Here is a 22,423-nt window from a genome sequence, read left to right on the forward strand (position 1 = left end):
ACACAATCAACCATACTCATGAAAAAAATACTACTCTTAGTTTCTATTGTTATATCAAGTTTTGTCCACGGTCAAAATATCGTAATGCAAAATGGAACTATTAGTACGTGCTCAGGGATGTTTTATGACTCTGGTGGTGCGTTTTCTAATTACGCAAGCAACGAAAATTATACTTTAACGATTTGCCCTGAAGATGAAGGGCAAAGAATTAGACTAGATTTCATCGATTTTCAAACCCAACTCAACCTAGATTTTATAACCATATATGATGGTGATGATAATACAGCATCAATGATTGGTAGTTTTACTGGTGTAAGTTCTCCTGGACTAGTATTTGCCGGATTTAATAACCCTACGGGTTGCTTAACCATCGAGTTTACTTCAAATGCAACAGGGCAAGCTTCAGGTTGGGAAGCCAATATTTCTTGTGCACAACCTTGTCAAGACATCACCGCGGTTTTAGATTCTACATTACCTATGCCAAATAATGAAGGTATTATAGAAGTCTGTGTAGGTGACACTATAAATCTAAATGGTAGTGGAGTTTTTGAAGTCGATGGCACTGATGCCACTTACACTTGGTTACTTGGTGATGGTAATACTGTAGATGGTGAAAATGTTACTATTTCTTACAACCAACCAGGAGTCTACCTGGTAAATCTTCAAATAAGGGATACCAATATGGATAATTTTATGGATGGTTGTCCCAGTACTAATTCTATAAATCAAGTAATAAGAGTATCTGGTATTCCAAATTTCGGTGGCACAGAGGCAGCAGATGCAACGCTATGTTTTGGGGACTCAACAACCATTACTGGTGTAGCAAACCCTTTAACTCTGGTGTATAATTGCCCACCACCAGAGAGTGAGGAGACTTTTCTGCCAGATGGAAGTGGAATTGCGTACAGAACCTGTATCAATGTAACCTGTTTTGGACCAAATGAAGTTTTAACCGATGTATCTCAAATTTTAGATATCTGTATGAATATAGAACATTCTTATTCCGGCGATTTAGACATTTTTCTCGAAAGTCCAACAGGCCAAGAAGTAAGATTATTCGATCAGGCTGGTGGTGGTACCTACTTTGGTGGAGCTAATGATGATGAAACTCTCATGCCTGGAATAGGGGAAGACTATTGTTTTTCTATGAGCGCCTCTACATTTTTGGCTGATGCACCTACTGAGATTAATGGTACACCACCTCGAGACTCATGGATTCCTGGAACCTATCTGCCCGTTGAGAGTTTTAATGCCCTATTAGGAAGTCCACTTAATGGTGAATGGTGTGTTAGAATTGTAGATAATTTAGCAATAGATAATGGCTATATTTTTTCATGGGAACTCAATTTCGACCCTGCTCTCGATTTACAAGATTTTACTTATACACCTCAAATAAATGCTCAATCTTGGGATGCAGACTCGAGTATCACAGAAATTAATGGCAATACAATTACAGTTGCACCAAACTCTGCAGGAGAACATTGTTACACCTTTAGAACGGTAGACGAATTTGGATGTGAATACACTGAAGAAGTTTGTGTTACGATGACAGAAGAAGGTCAGCCGCCAACAACCTTTTACGAAGACTTAGATGGTGATGGGTATGGAGATCCAAATAGTGCCATCGTAGATTGTTCCGATACTCCACCTCTGGGATATGTGGTAAATGGCCTAGATTGTAATGATGCAAATAATCAGATAAATCCCGATGCCACTGATTCTGAAGGCAATGGTGTTGATGAAAACTGTGATGGAGTTGATGGGGATTTATTGAGTATCGATGACTTAAGTATAAATAGTATCGAGATTTTACAAAATCCGTTTAAAGATAATATTACTTTAAATCTACCAGAACAGCTTATAGGCTCAAAAATAGATGTTGTAATTTACGATATGAGTGGTCGCAGCATCTACAATAATACTTTAGATTGTATTGCAAGCGAAATGAAAATAACAGGCTTGAGTACTCTAGAGAAGTCCCAATACTTTATTGAAATATCAAATGAAGCTATAGGGTTAAAGGCTGTTGAAAAAATCGTGAAGCATTAATATGAATACTGTTTTATTTACTTCGTAATAAAATGCATTTAGTTGTTTTTAAACTCAATTTTATCACCAACATTAAGTTGCCACTCATCAGCAAGTCCGGCGTTAATCTCTAAAACATATTGGGCTGGAGCCTCTGAGGGAAGTGCAGTTTCATCAAGTGGTTTTGCATTTTTTTGAAAACTAACAATCTCCATATTTTCATTGATATAAATAATATCTAATGGTATTTTAGTGTTCTTCATATAGAAGCTACGCATTTGCACTTTAGGAAATATAAATAACATGCCTTGATTAGTGCCAAGTTGGTTTCTATACATTAAACCTGTTTGCGTTTCGTAATCGTCTTCGGCAAATTCTATATCCAGAATTTTTATAATAGAGTCCGTATTTGCCTTTTTAAGTTGTAAAGTGCCTTCTTTTGCAAAACTCACTTCTACTTTATCTTTAGCGGCATCACTCGTTTCATTTTTGCAATTAAAAAGCAAAAATAAAATGAGAAGAACAGAAATTTTTAAATACGAAATTTTACGCATTACGTCATCTTATTTTTTTGGTGTGTAAACAAACATAAAGTAGAAGCCTATGAGTATAAAAGGTATGCTTAAAAGCTGTCCGTTGTTAAGAACGTTGCCAAAGAAAGCAGCTAAATCTTCATCTCCTTGAGGTTCTTTAACAAATTCAACAAAGAATCTAATAGACCATAAAAGCACTAAAAATAAACCAAACAAAAACCCTTCTTGTTTAGGCTTATTGGTTTTCCAATAAAAATAAAGTAGCGTAAAGAATACAAAAATATAACAGAATGCTTCGTATAATTGTGCTGGATGTCTAGGCTCGGTTTCACTCAGCTGTCTAAATACCACACCAAAATCACTTTCAGTATACTTGCCTATAATTTCTGAATTAATAAAATTTCCTATTCTAACAAAGACTGCTCCTAAAGCTGTAGCAATAACAACGCGATCTAGAATCCATAAGATAGATTTCTTCAAAATCTTTTTATTAAATAGATACATAGAAATAATCATGCCTATTGCCGCGCCATGGCTTGCCAAACCTTGAAAACCTGTAAATCTAATGCCGTCTTTAAAGCTAAAAGGTAAAAATATGCTGAAAAAATCTTCGGTTATTAATTCAGACTGATAAAAGATTACATGGCCTAGCCTGGCACCAATCATTATTCCTAATACAGAATAAATAAATAAGGAGTCAAGTGATTCATTTGATTGATTTTCGTTTTTCCAAATCTTCTTGGTGATGTAGAAGCCAAGTATAAAAGCAATAATCCACATCACACTGTAGAAATGAAGTTCAAAAAAACCAAGATCGATCGATTTAATAGGCTCCCAGTATATCTTTAATGCGTTCATGTTTTAATCTTTTCGCTGTAAATATACTATTTTGTAAGAGAGTGAAAATAGGATTAACGTAATATTAATCTTCTTTTGGTGGTACTGGGTCAAATCCCTTACCTCCCCAAGGATGACAACTAAAAATTCGTTTCAATGCCAATTTTCCACCTTTAAAAAAACCATGTATCTCTAAAGCTTCTTTGGCATAATGCGAACAGGTTGGTTGATATCTGCAAGTAGCTGGAGTAATAGGAGATATAAAAGTTTGATAGACTTTGATTAAAAAAATAAACGGTGCAATCAGAACTTTTTTCATATGCGTTTTATAGTCCTTTCCTTTGTAAGGGATTAAGGATAAGGCATTAATTTGTCGTAAATGTAGTGCCTTCTCTACTATCGTTTAGTTGTATGCCAACTTCTGCGAGTTGATCTCTAATCTTATCGGACAATGCAAAATCTTTATTTTGTCTAGCTTCTTTTCTAAGGTTAATTAAAATCTCTACAGCACCAGATAACTTGTCAGAACCGTTACTTTCTTTAGAAACATTAACTAAACCTAAAATATCAAAAGTGAAGTTTTCCAAGGTTTCTTTCAATAAGCCTAAATCTTCTTTGGTTATTGTTGCGCTACCATCTTTAACTTGATTAATAAATTTTGCAGCTTCAAATAAGGTTGCTATTAAAATAGGAGTATTAAAGTCATCATTCATAGCATCATAACATTTTTGTTTCCATTCAGAAACATTAAATGAAGATGAAGAATCGCTTGTTTTTAAATCATCGATTAAATTAATGGCGTCCATTAATCTGTAAAATCCTTTTTCGCTCGCCAATAAACCATTATTGGTAAAGTCTAATATACTTCTATAATGTGCCTGAAGCATAAAAAACCGAGCTACACTAGGCGCATATGCTTTAGTAATGTGAGGATTGTCGCCAGAAAAAATTTGGTTAGGCAGAATGAAGTTACCTGTAGATTTTGCCATTTTTTTACCGTTCATTATCAGCATATTGGCGTGCATCCAATAATTTACGGGTGAATGGTTATTGCAAGCTTCAGCCTGAGCAATTTCACATTCGTGATGTGGAAATTTTAAATCCATTCCGCCACCATGTATATCAAACTGTTCGCCAAGGTATTTGGTGCTCATGGCAGTACACTCTAGATGCCAACCTGGGAAACCATCACTCCAAGGAGAAGGCCAACGCATAATGTGTTGTGGCTCGGCTTTTTTCCAGAGTGCAAAGTCTTGTGGGTTTTTCTTGTCAGATTGTCCGTCGAGCGCTCGGGTATTATGAATTAAATCTTCTAGTTTACGCTTGCTTAAGATTCCATAAGTTTTAGATTCGTTGTATTTATGTACATCAAAGTAAACGGATCCATTTACAACATATGCCATACCATTATCTATAATGGTTTTAATGAGTTCTATTTGCTCAATAATATGCCCAGTTGCAGTGGGTTCTATACTCGGCGGTAGAAAGTTGAATGTATTTAAGATGTTATGAAAATCTACAGTGTAGCGTTGCACCACTTCCATTGGTTCAATAGCTTCTAGTCTTGCCTTTTTTGCAATACGATCTTCACCTTCGTCGGCATCATTTTCTAAATGACCAGCGTCGGTAATATTTCTTACATACCTTACTTTATATCCAAGATGCTTAAGGTACCTAAAAATAACATCAAAAGACATAAAGGTTCTTACGTTTCCTAAATGTACATTGCTATACACCGTTGGCCCACAAACATACATGCCTACATACCCATCATTTAGAGGTTTAAAGATTTCTTTTTCTCCAGATAAGGAGTTATATATTTTTAGGGCTTGGGTATCGTATAAAGGCATGTTTTAAAATTCAATAAGTTTCAACAAAACTAAACAACATTTAAGAGGAAACAAACTAAAACTGCGTGTCTAATTGAATGTAATCAAGGAATTCTCTTCGTGTTTCTTTTTCTTTAAACTTTCCGCCAAACTCAGAGGTTACTGTACTACTTTCAATGTCTCTTATGCCACGAGAATTTACGCACAAATGCTTAGCATCTATAACACAAGCAACGTCTTCAGTTCCTAAAACTTCTTGTAATTCTTTCACAATTTGAATAGTTAACCGTTCTTGTACTTGTGGGCGTTTTGCATAATAATCTACAATTCTATTCATTTTAGAGAGGCCAACTACCGAGCCTTTAGAAATATAAGCTACATGAGCTCTTCCTACAATAGGTAATAAGTGGTGTTCGCAAGTAGAGTAAACTGTGATGTTTTTTTCTACGAGCATTTCGCCATATTGATACTTATTTTCAAAAGTTGATGCGCTTGGTTTTTTATTAGGATCTAAACCACCAAAAATTTCGTTAACAAACATTTTTGCTACACGGTTTGGTGTGCCTTTTAAGCTATCATCGGTAAGATCTAGTCCCAAGGTTTCCAGAATATGTCTTACATCGTCTTTAATAATATCTATTTTCTCTTCTTTTGATAAGTCAAAAGCATCATCTCTCATAGGAGTGTCACTCGATGCGCCTATATGGTTATCACCAAAAGCATCTATATCATTAAAATCGTTATCGATTTTCATAGTTAAATAATTATTAATCAATATATAAAAAGAAGTTGCAAAGATACGCAATAAAAATAGTATGGTAACGGTAGGAGTTTTACAATTCTGGTTGTTATATAGATAAAACCGTTAAAATGTTAATATCATTGGTGAATTAACAAAGGTTTTTATAAAATTTTCTTAATTTTCCAAACTTTAATAAAGGTTATGCTATGAAAAATTTTTTTACAATTTTCATTTTAATACTGTTGCCACTATGTTCATCTGGGCAAGAAAAAAGTAATAAAATCCCACTAAAAGTAATTGAGTTTAATGACAATGTAGACTTGACGTTAACGGCTAAGGAACGACTTCAGATCGATGAGGTTTATGGTGAATATGCTGAAAAATATATTTACAGTAATGCTTTCCGCTTAAAGAGTATTAAAGATTTATTGAGAAATAGAATAGTAATTGAGTATATCTCTAAAGAAAGTGATAAAAAAGATTGTCAGAAGCTATCTGAGATTCCTCTTCTTAATAGTTTTGTTTCAGATTTAGAGAGAGATAAAACTTTTGACCCGAAGAACTTCAATCCTCTTAAGTATAATTTCATTTTTCATTCTAAAGGCGATAAAATGTATCGGGTAGACAATACTAATTATTTTATAACCATAAAATCTCAATATCACTAAAAAATTACAAAATGAAGTATTTATTAACTTTAATAGCAGTAGTATTTTCATCGGTATTGATAGCTCAAGATGTGAATATGCAAAATGGGACAGTTAGCCAATGTGGTGGAGTTTTTTATGACTCTGGCGGTGAGTTTGGGAATTATGGAAATGATGAAAGCTTTGTCTTAACAATTTGTCCTGAGAATCCGGGACAGAGGGTTATATTAGATTTTACAGAGTTTAATACCCAGTTAAATGCAGATGTAATGGTCATTTACAATGGTGACTCAACGGCAGCAGATGCTTTTGGTACATTTTCTGGTGTTACCTCCCCTGGCTTGGTTGCTGCTACTGAAGAAAATACTGGTGGCTGTTTAACAATTCAATTCACATCAAATGGTTCTGCCAATGGTAGTGGTTGGGCCGCAAATATTTCGTGTTTAACACCTTGTCAATCTATTAATTCTCAGATAGACTCTTCCATTCCCACACCAAATGCAGATGGTTATATAAGAGTGTGCCCTAATGAAGAGATAACTTTAAACGGTAGTGGTATTTTTGAAGTAGACGGTACAGGAGCTACCTATGAATGGGATTTAGGAGATGGCAATACGGTAAGTGGTCAAACAGCTGTTTTTTCTTATCCAGACCCAGGCGTTTACATCGTAAATTTAAACATTAGGGATGCCAATACATCTGAAGATCCAGAAGGTTGTCCCAATACCAATCTTATAAATCAAGTAATACAAGTTGGTACAGAGCCAGACTTTGCTGGTACTGTCGCTGCAGAAACTACAATATGCTATGGTGAAAGTACAGATATCACAGGAGTTGTTAATCCGGTTCAATTCATAAACGACTGTACACCGCCAGTAGCCGAGCAAACATTTTTACCAGATGGATCGGGTCAACAATATACCTCTTCAATAGTGGTAGATTGTTTTGAGTCTTCTCAAACACTTACTGATCCTAATCAATTAATAGAGGTCTGTCTCAATATGGAGCATTCTTACTCAGGCGATTTAGATATTTTTATTGAGGGTCCAAGCGGACAGGAGATTAGGTTATTCGATCAAGCTGGTGGTGGTACATATTTTGGAGGAGCCAATGACGACAATTCTCTAGCACCAGGAACCGGAGAGACCTATTGTTTTTCTATGAATGCTTCTGTCTTATTAGAGGATGCGCCAACAGAAATTAACGGTACAAATCCACCAAATAATTCTTGGGTGCCAGGTACTTACCTGCCGTTTGAAAGTTTTAACGGTTTACTTGGTACTCAATTAAATGGAACTTGGACTATTAGAGTTGTAGATAATTTAAACATTGACAACGGATATATTTTTGAATGGTATATGAATTTCGATCCAGCTATTCAACCACCAGAATTATCATTTACTCCAGTAATTACATCAGAAGAATGGGATGCAGACCCTACAATAACCAATACAAATGGAAATATTATAACTGTAACTCCACCTGATGCAGGTCAATATTGCTACACATACAGAGCTATGGATGATTTTGGTTGCGAGTATACAGAAGAAGTTTGTATTGATGTATTGCCAGAAATAGTTACAGAAGCACCGAATAACCTGTTTATTTGCGACACTGGTGTGCCACCATACATATTCGACCTAGAAACTAATACGGCAGTTGTTTTAGCAAGTGCAACAAATGCTAGTGAACTAGAGGTTACTTATCATAATTCACAAGCAGATGCAGATGCGGACGTCGGAGCCATAACAGGTTTGAATGCTTATTCTGGTGCCGACGGTGAAATTATTTATATGAGAGTTGAATATTTAAACTCTGGCTGTTACGAAGTAGTATCATTTACGTTGAATGTATCTGGTCAACCAGATATTAATCCTGTTCCAGATTTAGAGCTATGTGATGATCCATCAGGTGATGGAGTAGAAGAATTTGACCTAAGTTTACAAACTGTTGGAATCCTAGGTGCTCAGGCTGCCTCAGATTTTAACGTTACCTACCATTTAAGTTTTGCAGATGCAGACTCAGGTGTTGGTGCTTTACCTAATTTATATACTAGTGGGAATGCTCAAATTTTTGTGAGAGTAGAAAGCGTAGGAGATTCTAGTTGTTACAATGCTTCCGCTAACCCAGTTTTTAATTTGGTCATTATCCCTCGCGATGATGCTACATTTACAATGACACCAACTTGTGACGGTGCAACAGTCGATGCTCCTTTGGCCACTCCTGGTGGAGTATTTGAATTTACCGGCTTTCCTGGCGTAGGCGTAAATATAGATCCTGCTACTGGTGAAGTTACCGGAGCAACTTCTGGATTACCATACGAAGTCCAATACACCACGTCTGGTGTTTGTTCGAGTGTTTTTACATTTACATTTACAGTATTAACTGAAGATGATGCTAGTTTTACCGTAATACCATCTTGTGATGGTGGTACCGCGAATATATCAGGAGATGTAGGCGGAATATTTAGTTTTAATCCTATTCCAACAGATGCAGCTGTAATTGATGCAGTCACTGGGACCGTTACCAATGGTACTCCTGGTGCCACGTATACTATAGAATATACAACTACAGGTACATGTCCTTCTACCAATACTCAAGATCTTACAGTTTTAAATTTAGATAATCCAAACTTTACGTTAACTGCGACTTGTAATGGTGCAGTCGCTGCTGTCACTGGCGATTTAGGAGGTACGTTTGAACTAAATCCCGTACCTACCGATACCGCTGAAATAGATCCTATTACAGGAACTATAACTAATGGAGTTTCTGGGACAACATATACCGTTGAATATACAACCAATGGTGACTGTCCACAATCCTCTGTTCAAAATGTTACAGTACTAGATTCAGATGATGCTAGCTTTACAGTAACACCTACGTGTGATGGAGCCACAAGTGTTATAGACGGAACGGTTGGTGGAATATTTAGTTTTACTCCAGATCCTGCTGATGGTGCTATATTAGATGTCACTACAGGTGAAGTAACAAATGGAATACCAGGAAGCACATATACTATTTCATATACAACTACAGGTGTTTGCTCAAATACTCAATCTGTAACATTTGATGTTTTACAAGAAGAAGACGCCAGCTTTAATGTTTCACCTACATGCGATGGCGGTGAAGTAACTGTAATAGGTGATTTAGGTGGTACGTTTAGCTTTAATACAATACCCTCAGATGCTGCAATTATAGATATAAATACAGGTGATGTTACTAATGGTACACCAGGTGAAACTTATACCATTGAGTATGTAACTTCTGGTGCTTGCCCAAATAATAGTATTATAACTTTTACTGCTAACCCTTTACCCACGTTAGTATCTCCATTACCGTTAGAGGTATGCGACGACGGAACACCAGACGGATTTACGGCGATAGATTTAAACGTTAAGAATGGTGAGATCAGTGGCAATAATCCAACCTATACGGTAAGTTATTATTTTGATCTGGCGGATGCAGAATCAGGGTTAAATCCCTTAGCGATACCATACACCAACGTTAGCAATCCACAGACTATTTTCGTACGCGTAGAGGACAACGCAACAGGTTGTTACGACACCACGACCATGGTATTGGAAGTACAACAGGCGCCAGTAGCCAACACCCCAACACCGTTGTATTATTGCGATCCGGACAATGATGGCTTTGGTGTATTTGATTTAACAGCAGCCGATAACGAGATTACCGGAGGGGCAGCAGGTCTAACGGTAACATATCACGAGACCTTTGCCAATGCAGACAATAATGTGGACGCTATAGACACTACAACGAGCTATAATAATATAGTTGAAGGCGCCCAATTACTCTATGCAAGAGTAGAGAGTGAAACGATTGCCACCGATTGTGCCACCATTGTAGAATTAGCGTTATTTGTAGAAGAGACCCCTCAAATTATAGTGCCGTCGGCATTAGAAGTATGTGATGATGACACAGATGGTTTTGCACAGTTTGATTTAACGAGTAAGGAAGATGAGCTGTTAAACGGTGCAGCGCCTTCAGATTACGATATAACGTATTACCAGACAGAGCTCAATGCCAACGACGCCAACAATCCAATCGCAAACCCGACCGCCTACACCAATACGATAGCAGAGATGGATGAAGTGTGGGTACGTGTAGAAGACCCAGATACCACAGGCGGTTGTTACAAGGTAACACGCTTAGAGCTCATCGTAAACCCATTACCAGTATTGGTTCAGTCAGCGCCATTGGTGTTGTGTGATGCCCTAACCTTAGGGGATGAACAAGAAGCCTTCACGCTTGAAGATGCTAATGCCGAGATACTGAACGGACAGACAGGAATCACACTGACCTATTATGAGACCCAGCAAGATGCGAATGATGCAGAAAACCCAATAGCGAGTCCATATGTCAATACAATGAATGCACAGACGATTTACGTACGAGGGGAAAATGATGTTACGGGCTGTTACAGTACGATAACCCTCACGTTACGAGTAGACCCAATACCATCACCAAGCCCAGACCCAGATCCAATCGAGGTCTGTGACGATGACAATGATGGTTTTGCGGAGTTCGATCTGGAGGTCCGTACGGTAGAGATCACCAATGGTGAGGCAGATGTGGTTATCACCTACCATGAGACTGAGGAAGAGGCCGAACAAGGGGTTAATGCCATCACAGGGTTATATACCAACATTGTAGCCAATACCCAAATGATTTATGTGCGTTCAGAAAGTACGATTACAGGGTGTTACAGTTTAACACAAAGCACATTAGAGCTCGTTGTAGTACCATCGCCAGAAGTACCGACCAATCTAGCGCCGATAGAAATCTGTGATGCTAACGCTGACGGTTTTGCACAATTTGATTTAAACCAGCAAGAAGCTGTAATTTTAGGCACACAAGACCCATCAGAGGTAGAGTTAACCTACCATGTAACAGCAGCAGATGCAACGGCAGGGAATAACCCAATAATAAACACGGGTAATTATACCAACACTGTCAACCCACAGATCATCTATGTAAGGTTATCCAACCCGAGCACAGGCTGTCAAGACACAGGTGCGTTTGAGATCATCGTGCAATTACCACCAGAGCCAGTACAGCCAACACCTTTAGAGCTGTGCGATGACCTAGATGAAGACCCAGGCGATGAGATCACCGTATTTGATTTAACAGTAAAAGACTCTGAAATCACCAACGGTAACGCAAGTTGGTCAGTAGCCTATTATGAGACCAGTGCAGATGCGCAATTGCAGACCAATGCCATAGCAGACCCAACGCAGTATACCAACACCTCGGTAAATGGACTTCCGGCGAATCCGCAGACCTTATATGTTGTAGTTACCGATACCGATACAGGATGTGTAGCCTTTACGACAATGACCATACGCGTATTGCCAAATCCAACACCAACGCCAAGCGACCAAATTCCAGACTTAGAGTTGTGTGATGATATCAATACAGGAGATGGAGTAGAAGTGTTCGATTTAACGCAAAACGAAGTATTGATTTTAAATGGTGAAAATGGGGTAACGCCAACCTACCATGAGAGTTCAGAAGATGCCTATGCAGGGGATAATGCCATAGCAGACCCAACACAGTACACCAATGTAGACATACCAGAACAGGACATTTACGTAAGAGTCACCAACAATGCAACCGGTTGTTATGCTGTAGTTAGCTTTACAATATTTGTGCACCCATTACCAGAGGTAGTGGCCGTAACGGACTTTATACAGTGCGAACTGAATACAGACGGAATAGATAATTTTGACTTAACAACAAAAGATGAAGAAGTCCTAAACGGACAAGATCCAACACGTTATATCGTCACCTACCATGAGACCTTGGCAGATGCTGAAGCAGAGATGAACGCGCTTGTAAGTCCGTACACCAACACAAGCAATCCCCAAGAGCTCTATGTAACCATTACAGACAACGTAACGGGATGTTCTATAAGTACACAGCGCTTTAATCTACAAGTAGATGAAGCAGCACAAGCCAATCCAGATATGGTAGATCTAACCTATGAGGAATGTGATGATGATATAGAGAACGATTTGGACCCAAGTAACGACAGTACACAGTTTACCTTATCAACACAAGATGCGTTTGTGTTAGACGGACAAGATCCGGCAAATTATATAGTAACTTATTATGCAACAGAAGCCGATGCTAATTTAAACGTAAACCCATTGCCAGACCTGTACGAAAATGTTGTGAACCCACAAGTGGTTTATGCAAGAGTGGATAACAATACTCAGGTCGTAATACCAATAGCCTTAGATCTAACAGCCTTAACAACGGGATTAGATTTAGACGGCGACGGTACAATAGATACCTACGACACGGATGCCGATGGTGTGTTTGATTTGATAGACGTGGACGGAGACGGACTGTCAGACGGTATCGATGCCAATGGCGACGGTCTGTTCGAGTTTGTGGATATAGATGGGGACGGCAACGGAGATCCGGTAGACCTCAACAACGATGGGGTGTTTGATAATCAGCAAGACGGATCCATATGTTACGAAGTAGCGCCACTGACACTTCAGGTAAACCCAAAGCCAAACTTCGATTTATTGGAGAGTTATATTCTATGTGTCGGCACAAACGGAACAGAGTTTTTAGATCCATTAGTATTGGACACCGAGTTGTCGGGTACCGGCTATACTTTTGAGTGGACCCTTAACGGAGAGGTCATCGCAACGGCAACAGGCCCTAGCATAATGCCAACACAGGGAGGAACCTATGGTGTTACGGTAACCGATATAGGCACCTCAATGGAGACCAACTGTGAGACCTATGATGAGACTATTGTAGTAGAAAGTGCGCCGCCAATGCTAACCGCAAACTTTGTCACACAATTTTTTGGTGAAAATAATGTTATAGAAGCAACGGTAACGGGAATAGGGGAGTATGAGTTTAGTTTAGATGGAGGTCCCTGGGAAGACGCATTAGAAGACGGAACCATACAATTTACCAATGTATCACAAGGATTACACACGGTAACGGCAAGAGATAAGACAGGTTGTGGCATTGCTACAGAGACGGTATTTGTTGTAGATTACCCCAAGTATTTTACACCAAATGGGGATGGTATACATGAAACATGGAACATAGAAGGTATTGGAAGTAATGCCAAAATTTATATATTTGACCGCTACGGGAAACTGTTAAAGCAGTTAAGCTCGACAGGTCAAGGATGGGACGGGACGTTCAACGGTAACAACATGCCATCGAGCGATTACTGGTTTACGGTAGAGTACCTAGAGCCCCTGACCAACCAAACCAAAGAGTTCAAAGCCCATTTTACCTTGAAACGTTAAAAGAAATTATGTTAAATAAAAAAGCCTGAACAGTATGTTCAGGCTTTTTTGTGATTGTCAATGTTCTGTAATTAAATTTTAAATCCAAAAGTTAAAATAATATCTGTAAACTTGGATTGAAATTCTGCTGAGTCAGTAAGGCCGACATTATATAATTGGTAATTTGTATCACGTTGGGCCTGACTAAAAGCTAAATCAAGATTTAGACTTCCAAAATTATACCCTAGGCCAAGTGAATATCCGGTTAAATCACCAAAAAAAGTATCATCCTTATAAGGGCTTTCTTCAAATCGGTAACCACCTCTAAAGCTTAGTTGTTTATATCGGTACTCGCCACCAATTCTATAAGAACTTGCTGTAGCTAAAGCATTATTAATAGAGCTATTTAATGCTGAAAAAAACATATCAGAAGCTGGTCTAAATTTAACCCCACTAAAGTCTTTAATGGTATAATCAAAACTAATCAATCCTTTTTTACCAAAAACATAAGCTAAACTTCCAGTAAGCTTTGAAGGTGTTTGTAATCTATATTCAGGGAAAATATTAACCACGTTTGGATTTATAATTGTATTGCCTTCAGTTGTGCTCGAGGTCGCTAGATATTGAGAGGTTTCTTCAGATATTCTAAACCAAGTAGGTGAATTATAAGATAGGCCAACTCTAAACTCTTCAGTGATTTTAGCAATTCCACCTAACTGAAAAGAGAAACCGTTTCCTGTTGTTAGAAGATTATTTTCAAAATCAACATTTGTAATGGTTGAGTTTTCGTTTGAGTTACTTTCGTTTAAAAATGTACTTCTTTCATAGTTAATAAAATGAGCGTTAAGATTAACTCCCAGAAATATTTTATCCTCATAACTTGTCGCCAAATTAAATGCTAATTTTCCATTATAACCTCTACTTGAATAAAAGAACTCTTGGTTAAAATTTGTTCCATTTAGATCTATATTTGAGGTATAGGCAGTATTCTCATCTGTGTTTTCAACTGGGTCAATTATAAATCCTTCAAAACCTAAAAAAGCTTGTTGATTTCTAAATCCATATAAAGAACCAATTTCAGAGTACGCTTGAGGTATCGTTTCATCAGGAAAAGCGGAAATTTCATCAAGCCTTAAATTTTGAGCATTTGATAGAAAATAACTTCCTATAGTATTATTTGGATTAATTCCTCTAGCCATCCAATCTTCATCAAAATCAGCGGATCTATCGTATGCAGCGCCTAGTGTGAATTTTTTCCATGGTGAACTTTCATTTCTATTTGCAAAAACAAATGTTGCTCCAAGCTGATTCAAATCAAAATTATGATTTGAAGAGTTTGTAAATCCGCTGAAATAATTGATGTCATCATTCTTATTAAAAATACCAACAGAAATTGAGGCATGACTATTGTTAAAAATAGCAGATCCTGCTGGGTTTATATTCACGGCCGACATATCGCCACCAAGTGCACCAAAGGCGCCACTCATAGCTCTAAAACGAGCTGTTCCTTGAATTTCATCCATAGAATAGCGAACGGCGTCAGATAAATCTTGTCCCAGAATATAAGAAGTACTCGCTAGGCCTATGCATAATAACATAAGTAATTTTTTCATAAGTTAATTATTTAAAGGAATTTAAAACTAAAGTGCTATCCTCTACCTCGTCTACCACCACCAGAGCGTACACCACCAGATGACCTTGAGCTTCCCCCAGATCTCATACTACCCGATGATCTCGATGAAGAACCCCGTGACGATCTTACTGAACCAGACGATCTAGAGCTTCTTGAAGATCTCATTGTTCCAGATGATCTACTGCTTCTTGTAGATCTTGTGGCTCTTGATGATCTTGTTGTGGTAGGCCTTGTCATTCTACTATTAGATGATCTAGATGAAGAATTTCTTATAGTGCCATTTCTGGATGAGCGAATCGCTGAGTTAGATCTCCTAGCGCTGGTACGTGAAGCATCTCGCGATAGTCGGTTTGTAAAATAATCTCTTCTAGATAGAGCAGAATTACTTCTACTAGATCTGTTTAGGTAACTATTATTTAGTACAGAGCCCCTTCTTCCACCATTAAAGGCATAACGATTACCTCTGTAATAACCATTCCAGCCCCAATTATTCCAACCATTGCCCCATCCAGGGCCCCAGCCCCAATTGTTCCAGCCTAAGCCCCAGCCTGCATTCCAGCCCCAGTTGTTCCAACCTAAGCCCCAACCTGCATTCCAGCCCCAAGGTCGTCCCCAACCCCAGTTATTCCAGCCCCAACCAGCGTTCCAAAGCCATGGATCGTTCCAACCTAACCAGCCGTTATCTATAATGTTAATGGTAACATTATCGTTATTTTGTCCCCAGCCACCATAGGCAGGTCTTTCTTCAATAGTGTCTTGTGTATTATTTAAGTAATTACCTTCATAAGAATCTACATCTGTAAAAATTTCATTATTTTCTCTAGCAGCATCTATTTGGGCAGCATTTTCAGCAAAATAATTCTTGTAATAATCAGAACCAGAAGAAGAAGTGGTTGCTACTGGTTGTTCAACAACAGTTGTTCCATAATTTTCATTATTTCCATTTTCGGACGAATATATACCGTCATCATCGTAACCTACATATTGAAAAGAACCACATGACGTTAACACGGCAATTAAACCGATTGCAACAAAAAATGGCAATTTGTGTTTTGTAATAGTTTTAAATTGCATATCTCTTATATTTTATTGTTGAACATAGCAAAAATAGTTAGTTTTGCGAAACTATTTTTTTATTTAACATAGTCACAATATTTGTGCCAAAACTTTGAAAATGAGTAAAAATCTTACTACAAGGGCTGAAGATTATTCAAAATGGTATAATGAGTTGGTTGTAAAGGCCGATTTAGCTGAAAATTCTGCTGTTCGTGGATGTATGGTTATCAAACCTTATGGTTATGCAATTTGGGAGAAAATGCAGGCAGAGCTAGATAGAATGTTTAAAGAAACAGGGCATCAAAATGCTTATTTTCCTTTATTCGTTCCAAAAAGTTTATTTGAAGCTGAAGAGAAAAATGCAGAGGGTTTTGCCAAAGAGTGCGCTGTAGTAACCCATTATAGATTACAGTCGGATCCCGATAATAAAGGTAAGCTTAGAGTAGACCCAAATGCTAAACTTGAAGAAGAACTTGTTGTTAGACCAACCAGCGAAGCGATAATTTGGAATACATATAGAGGATGGATTCAAAGTTATAGAGATTTGCCAATTTTGGTAAACCAATGGGCAAATGTTGTACGCTGGGAAATGAGAACCAGATTATTTTTAAGAACAGCTGAGTTTTTGTGGCAAGAGGGACATACAGCCCATGCAACCAAAGAAGAGGCGATTGCCGAGACTATACAGATGAATAACGTCTATGCTCAGTTTGTTGAGAATTTTATGGCGATACCTGTTATTCAAGGTATAAAAACAGAGAGTGAACGCTTTGCTGGTGCCGAAGATACCTATTGTATAGAAGCCTTAATGCAAGATGGAAAAGCTCTACAAGCTGGGACATCGCACTTTTTAGGACAAAATTTTGCTGAAGCTTTTGATGTTAAATTTACTAATAAAGAAGGAAAACTAGATTATGTTTGGGCCACGTCTTGGGGAGTTTCTACGCGATTGATGGGTGCTTTAATTATGACGCATAGCGATGATAAGGGTTTGGTGTTACCACCTAATCTGGCTCCGCATCAGGTAGTGATAGTTCCTATTTATAAAAATGAAGAACAGTTTGATGCTATAAAAAAAGTAGCAGACCAAATAATTAGTGATTTAAGAGAATTAAACATAAGAGTAAAATTTGATGCTAGAGACACATTGCGTCCTGGTGCGAAATTTGCACAGCACGAATTACAAGGTGTGCCACTTAGAATTGCTATTGGGCCAAAGGATTTAGAAAACGAAACTGTAGAATTAGCTCGAAGAGATACTTTTACTAAAGAGACTGTAATTTTAGATAGAGTTAATGTAGTTGTTGAAGATTTGCTTGAGGAAATTCAAGAGAGTTTATTCAACAAAGCTTTAAGTTTTAGAAATTCTCATATTACAGAGGTCAATAGTTTTGAAGAGTTTAAAAAAGTGCTAGAAACGAAATTAGGTTTTGTTTCCGCTCATTGGGATGGCACGGCAGAAACTGAGCAAAAGATAAAGGAGCTAACAAAAGCAACTATTAGATGCATACCTTTAGACAATAAAAAAGAAGAAGGAAAGTGCGTGTTTACTGGTAACCCATCCAATCAGCGCGTATTGTTTGCCAAGGCATATTAAAAATTTTTTAAAAAAAATTAATTAGTTGTTGCAACATTTAAAAATAGTTGTATTTTTGCATCCGCAATGGAAACATTGTTGGTTCATTAAATAAATAAATAACCAAATGGCCCGTTCGTCTATCGGCTAGGACGCCAGGTTTTCATCCTGGTAAGAGGGGTTCGATTCCCCTACGGGCTACAATTTTTAATTAGAAAAAATAAAATGGCAAATCATAAGTCAGCATTAAAAAGAATTAGAAGTAGCGAAAAAAAAAGAGTGCTAAACAGATATCAGCATAAAACTACGCGTAATGCTGTAAAAAAATTACGTGAGTTAACAGATGCTAAGGAAGCACAAAACATGTTACCTTCGGTAATTAGCATGATTGATAAGTTGGCTAAGAAAAATATTATACACTCTAATAAGGCTGGCAATTTAAAGTCTCAGTTAACTAAACATGTTGCCGCATTATAATTGCAAAATTAATTTATATTAAAAGTCTTCCGATGGGAAGACTTTTTTGTTTGCAATATACCAAGCAGTATTAAAGAACATAAAAAAAGCTTAGAATCTAGATTTCAAAGCTTTTTTAGGTTTATAAAGATTTTAGAGTTAATCTGTTATCCGTTCATAGAAATAAGAAACTCTTCATTATTTCTCGTTTGCTTAAAACGATCATTTATAAATTCCATGGCTTCAACAGGGTTCATATCTGCGAGATATTTTCGCATAACCCACATTCTTTGAATGGTGTTATCATCTAGTAATAAATCATCTCGTCTTGTGCTAGATGATGTAAGATCTATAGCAGGGAAAATACGACGGTTAGAAATCTTACGATCTAACTGTAATTCCATATTACCAGTACCTTTAAACTCTTCAAAGATAACTTCGTCCATTTTAGAACCGGTTTCTGTTAATGCCGTTGCAATAATGGTTAAAGAACCACCATTTTCGATATTACGAGCAGCACCAAAGAAACGTTTTGGTCTATGTAAAGCATTTGCATCAACACCACCAGATAAGATTTTACCAGAAGCAGGTTGTACGGTATTATATGCTCTTGCTAAACGAGTAATAGAATCTAATAAAATTACAACATCATGTCCACACTCTACTAAACGTTTTGCCTTTTCTAAAACAATATCTGCAATTTTTACGTGCTCGTGAGCTTCCTTATCAAAAGTAGAGGCAATAACTTCACCACGTACATTACGTTGCATGTCTGTTACTTCCTCAGGTCTTTCATCAATAAGTAATATCATTTGATAAACTTCAGGGTGATTAGCAGCTATTGCATTAGCCACGTCCTTGAGTAACATGGTTTTACCAGTTTTTGGTTGAGATACAATCATGCCACGTTGGCCTTTTCCTATAGGAGAAAACAAATCCATGATTCTTGTAGAAATTGTGCTTTGTCTTTCTGCTATGTTAAATTTTTCTTTTGGGAAAAGTGGAGTTAAGTGCTCAAAAGCAACACGATCTCTAACTACGTTTGGATCTTGTCCATTGATTTTACTCACCTTAATAAGAGGGAAATACTTTTCACCTTCTTTAGGTGGTCTTACATGGCCAAGTACTGTATCACCTTTCTTTAAACCAAATAAACGTATTTGTGATTGCGATACATAAATATCGTCAGGCGAGGTTAAGTAGTTATAGTCAGAAGATCTTAAGAATCCATAACCATCTTGCATAATATCTAAAACGCCTTCACTTTCAATAATGGCATCAAACTCAAAATCTGGTTCGCGATAACGGTTTCTGTTATCCTTATTACCATTATTTTTTTGGTTGTTGTTATTGTTATTTCGGTTTTGTCTATTATCGTTTTTCTGATTGCCGTTAGAGCGTCTATTGTCGTTTTTACGATCATTAGACTTATTATTGTCTTGGCGCTGAGTATTCTGCTCGTCTTTATTCGACTTTTGATCTTGATCCTTTTGGTCTTCTTTTTTATCCGAAAACTCTATAGATTTTTGTTCGTTATTATCTTTTGGTTTTCTCTGTACTCTAGCTCTTTTTGGTTGAGGCTTATTTTGTTTTTGCTCTGGCTTTTGGTTAGAGTCTGTTTCAACTTTTGCTTTTACTGCTTCCGGATTTGCAGCTTGATAATCTAAGATTTGATATACCAAGTCTAGCTTTTTCATTGAGCGATACTTAGGTACATTGAGTTGTTTAGCTATATCCTGTAATTCAGGAAGCTTTTTAGCTTTTAACTGTGAAATTTCAAACATTCGTATGTTATATAATGTATTACAATTTGATATTATTAATTCAAAATTTTCTAAATGAAATAAAAAGAAAAAAAGTGAAATTAATCTGGAAGATAGAATGATGCTTTTCAGTAATTTGCTTCATTCTATTGCAATAATACAATTTTATTTTAAAACAATTTCTATCTTTTTAAAAAATAAACTACTAATTTTGCCAAGCAATTTTTAATTGAAGATATGATTCAACGTATACAAACACTTTATTTATTTTTATCTGTAGTTATTTCTGCAGGACTAATATTTGTGTTTTATCTGTGGACTAACACTGAGGATACGAAAGTTTTTGCAACAGATAATTATTTGTATTTGGGCTTGTTTTTAGCGTCGGCTTTATTATCTTTAATCTCGATTTTTAGTTTTAAAAATAGAAAGTCTCAATTTGTAATGGGACGAGTTAATATAATATTAAACTTTATTTTACTAGGAATCTTTGTATATCAATCTCTAAATTTATCTGGAGAGACGAATGTTTCTGAGAAAGGTATTGGGATTCTTCTTCCTATTTTTTCTATTGTGTGTTTAGTCTTGGCAAACAAGGCTATTAAAAAGGACGAAGATCTTGTAAAATCTGTAGATAGATTACGATAGAACCTAAAATCTTAGTAGTATTAGTGCGAAAAACCCAGACGCTGCCGTCTGGGTTTTTCATTTTTTATCTATCAAATTCTATAACTTCTAACTCTTTAATTTGTTTACCATCAATTTTAAATCTCAGCATTGTTCTTTTTTGATGGAATCCATGTTTGCCAACAGCGCCTGGATTCATGTGTAGTAGATTCAATTTCTTATCTGGAATCACCTTTAGTATGTGAGAATGACCACATATAAATAAATCTGGAGGATTATTTTGAAGTGTTTCTCTAACCCGACCATTATATTTAGGAGGATAACCACCAATGTGTGTTATCCAAACATCAACATCTTCACATTTAAAACGCAGATTCAAGGGGAATTCAGCTCTTGCTTTGGTGTCATCAATATTACCATAAACGGCTTTTAATGGCTTATGCTTCCTTATTTCATCAGTTACTTTTAAGTCTCCGATATCACCAGCATGCCAAACTTCATCGGCTTGCATTACATATTTAATAATAGTGTCATCAATGTAACTGTGTGTATCTGATAAGAGGAGTATCTTTTGCATTAAGATAATATTGTGATTTTAACTACCGATTCTATGTATCTTTGTGATCTAAAAAGCAAAAATAGCCAATCTTTTGAGATATTTTTTAGAGTTATCATACAATGGTAAAGCCTATCATGGTTGGCAAAATCAGCCAAACGCTATTTCGGTACAAGAAGTTATAGAAAAAGCACTGAGTACTATTTTAAAAGAAACTATCCATATTGTTGGTGCAGGTAGAACAGATGCAGGTGTGCACGCATCCCAAATGTATGCTCATTTTGATTTTGAAGGCGACTTTAAAGAAAAAGATCTTACTTATAAGTTAAATTCCTTTTTACCTAAGGACATTGCAATACATGATATCTTTGAGGTTAAACCAGAATCTCATGCCAGATTCGATGCTTTAAGTAGAACGTATCATTACAGAGTTTCAACATTAAAAAATGTATTTGATTACGATTATTCATATCAAATGCATTTACCTTTAGATGTTGATGCCATGAACAAGGCTTGTAAAATTTTATTTGAGTATAAAGACTTTCAATGCTTTTCTAAGAGTAATACAGATGTAAAAACCTATAATTGTAATATTATGGAAGCGTTCTGGACTCAAAATGATGATGAACTCTTCTTTACCATAAAAGCTAACCGGTTTCTACGAAATATGGTTAGAGCCATTGTTGGTACTATGGTAAATATTGGTTTAGGGAAATTAAAACCTGAAGATTTACATCAAATAATCGCATCAAAGGATAGAGGCAATGCAGGATTTTCAGTTCCTGCACATGGACTATATTTGGTAAATATTGAATATCCTGAAGCAATTAAAATTTAATAAGCATTTATAGAGCTAATTT

Annotated in this window: 16 protein-coding genes and 1 tRNA gene; 8 read left to right on the forward strand and 9 right to left on the reverse strand. The window is 36.7% G+C overall.

Annotated elements, in window-relative coordinates:
• Nucleotides 1-18: 18 nt before the first annotated feature.
• The gene (locus BWZ20_RS12525) at nt 19-2,049 is read left to right on the forward strand and encodes a PKD domain-containing protein (protein WP_083677218.1); all 2,031 of its coding nucleotides are present in this window, start codon (nt 19-21) and stop codon (nt 2,047-2,049) included.
• Between the two features lie 38 nt (nt 2,050-2,087).
• On the opposite strand, the gene BWZ20_RS12530 is transcribed toward BWZ20_RS12525, so the two are convergent.
• From BWZ20_RS12530 to folE, 5 genes are all read right to left on the reverse strand, one after another.
• The gene (locus tag BWZ20_RS12530; protein ID WP_076620432.1) at nt 2,088-2,582 is read right to left on the reverse strand and encodes a DUF192 domain-containing protein; all 495 of its coding nucleotides are present in this window, start codon (nt 2,580-2,582) and stop codon (nt 2,088-2,090) included.
• Nucleotides 2,583-2,591: 9 nt separating this feature from the next.
• Entirely contained in the window at nt 2,592-3,419 is an 828-nt protein-coding gene (gene lgt, locus BWZ20_RS12535; RefSeq protein ID WP_076620433.1) for a prolipoprotein diacylglyceryl transferase, read from the reverse strand.
• Between the two features lie 64 nt (nt 3,420-3,483).
• A complete protein-coding gene (yidD, locus tag BWZ20_RS12540) occupies nt 3,484-3,717 on the reverse strand; it encodes a membrane protein insertion efficiency factor YidD (protein WP_076620434.1) in 234 nt (77 codons plus the stop codon).
• Nucleotides 3,718-3,763: 46 nt separating this feature from the next.
• On the reverse strand, nt 3,764-5,248 hold the full coding sequence (gene cysS / locus BWZ20_RS12545) for a cysteine--tRNA ligase (RefSeq protein ID WP_076620435.1): 1,485 nt from the start codon (nt 5,246-5,248) through the stop codon (nt 3,764-3,766).
• Nucleotides 5,249-5,303: 55 nt separating this feature from the next.
• Nucleotides 5,304-5,981, reverse strand: coding sequence for a GTP cyclohydrolase I FolE (gene folE, locus BWZ20_RS12550; RefSeq protein WP_076620436.1), 678 nt, complete (start codon nt 5,979-5,981; stop codon nt 5,304-5,306).
• Between the two features lie 194 nt (nt 5,982-6,175).
• Here folE and BWZ20_RS12555 point away from each other — a divergent pair, with 194 nt between their 5' ends.
• Nucleotides 6,176-6,637 carry a hypothetical protein gene (locus tag BWZ20_RS12555; RefSeq protein WP_076620437.1) on the forward strand — a complete coding sequence of 154 codons (462 nt, stop codon included), beginning with the start codon at nt 6,176-6,178 and terminating at the stop codon, nt 6,635-6,637.
• 11 nt (nt 6,638-6,648) lie between these two features.
• Nucleotides 6,649-13,917: a T9SS type B sorting domain-containing protein gene (locus tag BWZ20_RS12560; RefSeq protein ID WP_083677219.1), complete on the forward strand. Its 7,269-nt coding sequence runs from the start codon at nt 6,649-6,651 to the stop codon at nt 13,915-13,917.
• A 71-nt stretch (nt 13,918-13,988) separates the two neighbouring features.
• On the opposite strand, the gene BWZ20_RS12565 is transcribed toward BWZ20_RS12560, so the two are convergent.
• Nucleotides 13,989-15,509: an OmpP1/FadL family transporter gene (locus BWZ20_RS12565; protein ID WP_076620439.1), complete on the reverse strand. Its 1,521-nt coding sequence runs from the start codon at nt 15,507-15,509 to the stop codon at nt 13,989-13,991.
• A gap of 35 nt (nt 15,510-15,544) precedes the next feature.
• Nucleotides 15,545-16,603 carry a hypothetical protein gene (locus BWZ20_RS12570; protein WP_076620440.1) on the reverse strand — a complete coding sequence of 353 codons (1,059 nt, stop codon included), beginning with the start codon at nt 16,601-16,603 and terminating at the stop codon, nt 15,545-15,547.
• A 100-nt stretch (nt 16,604-16,703) separates the two neighbouring features.
• Between BWZ20_RS12570 and proS the strand changes: the two genes are divergently transcribed.
• From proS to rpsT, 3 genes are all read left to right on the forward strand, one after another.
• Nucleotides 16,704-18,182, forward strand: coding sequence for a proline--tRNA ligase (proS, locus tag BWZ20_RS12575; RefSeq protein ID WP_076620441.1), 1,479 nt, complete (start codon nt 16,704-16,706; stop codon nt 18,180-18,182).
• Nucleotides 18,183-18,290: 108 nt separating this feature from the next.
• A tRNA-Glu gene (locus BWZ20_RS12580) sits at nt 18,291-18,362 on the forward strand.
• A gap of 24 nt (nt 18,363-18,386) precedes the next feature.
• Nucleotides 18,387-18,638, forward strand: coding sequence for a 30S ribosomal protein S20 (rpsT, locus tag BWZ20_RS12585; protein ID WP_076620442.1), 252 nt, complete (start codon nt 18,387-18,389; stop codon nt 18,636-18,638).
• Nucleotides 18,639-18,784: 146 nt separating this feature from the next.
• Here rpsT and rho read toward each other — a convergent pair whose 3' ends face one another.
• Nucleotides 18,785-20,401, reverse strand: coding sequence for a transcription termination factor Rho (gene rho / locus BWZ20_RS12590; protein ID WP_076620443.1), 1,617 nt, complete (start codon nt 20,399-20,401; stop codon nt 18,785-18,787).
• Between the two features lie 216 nt (nt 20,402-20,617).
• Here rho and BWZ20_RS12595 point away from each other — a divergent pair, with 216 nt between their 5' ends.
• On the forward strand, nt 20,618-21,028 hold the full coding sequence (locus tag BWZ20_RS12595) for a DUF4293 domain-containing protein (protein WP_076620444.1): 411 nt from the start codon (nt 20,618-20,620) through the stop codon (nt 21,026-21,028).
• A 64-nt stretch (nt 21,029-21,092) separates the two neighbouring features.
• Here the strand turns inward: BWZ20_RS12595 and BWZ20_RS12600 are convergent, their stop codons facing one another.
• Nucleotides 21,093-21,584 carry a metallophosphoesterase family protein gene (locus BWZ20_RS12600; protein WP_076620445.1) on the reverse strand — a complete coding sequence of 164 codons (492 nt, stop codon included), beginning with the start codon at nt 21,582-21,584 and terminating at the stop codon, nt 21,093-21,095.
• A 73-nt stretch (nt 21,585-21,657) separates the two neighbouring features.
• On the opposite strand from BWZ20_RS12600, the gene truA reads away from it, so the two are divergent.
• Nucleotides 21,658-22,401: a tRNA pseudouridine(38-40) synthase TruA gene (gene truA / locus BWZ20_RS12605; protein ID WP_076620446.1), complete on the forward strand. Its 744-nt coding sequence runs from the start codon at nt 21,658-21,660 to the stop codon at nt 22,399-22,401.
• Nucleotides 22,402-22,423: the final 22 nt, after the last annotated feature.

The sequence above is a fragment of the Winogradskyella sp. J14-2 genome (assembly GCF_001971725.1).
Taxonomy (GTDB): domain Bacteria; phylum Bacteroidota; class Bacteroidia; order Flavobacteriales; family Flavobacteriaceae; genus Winogradskyella.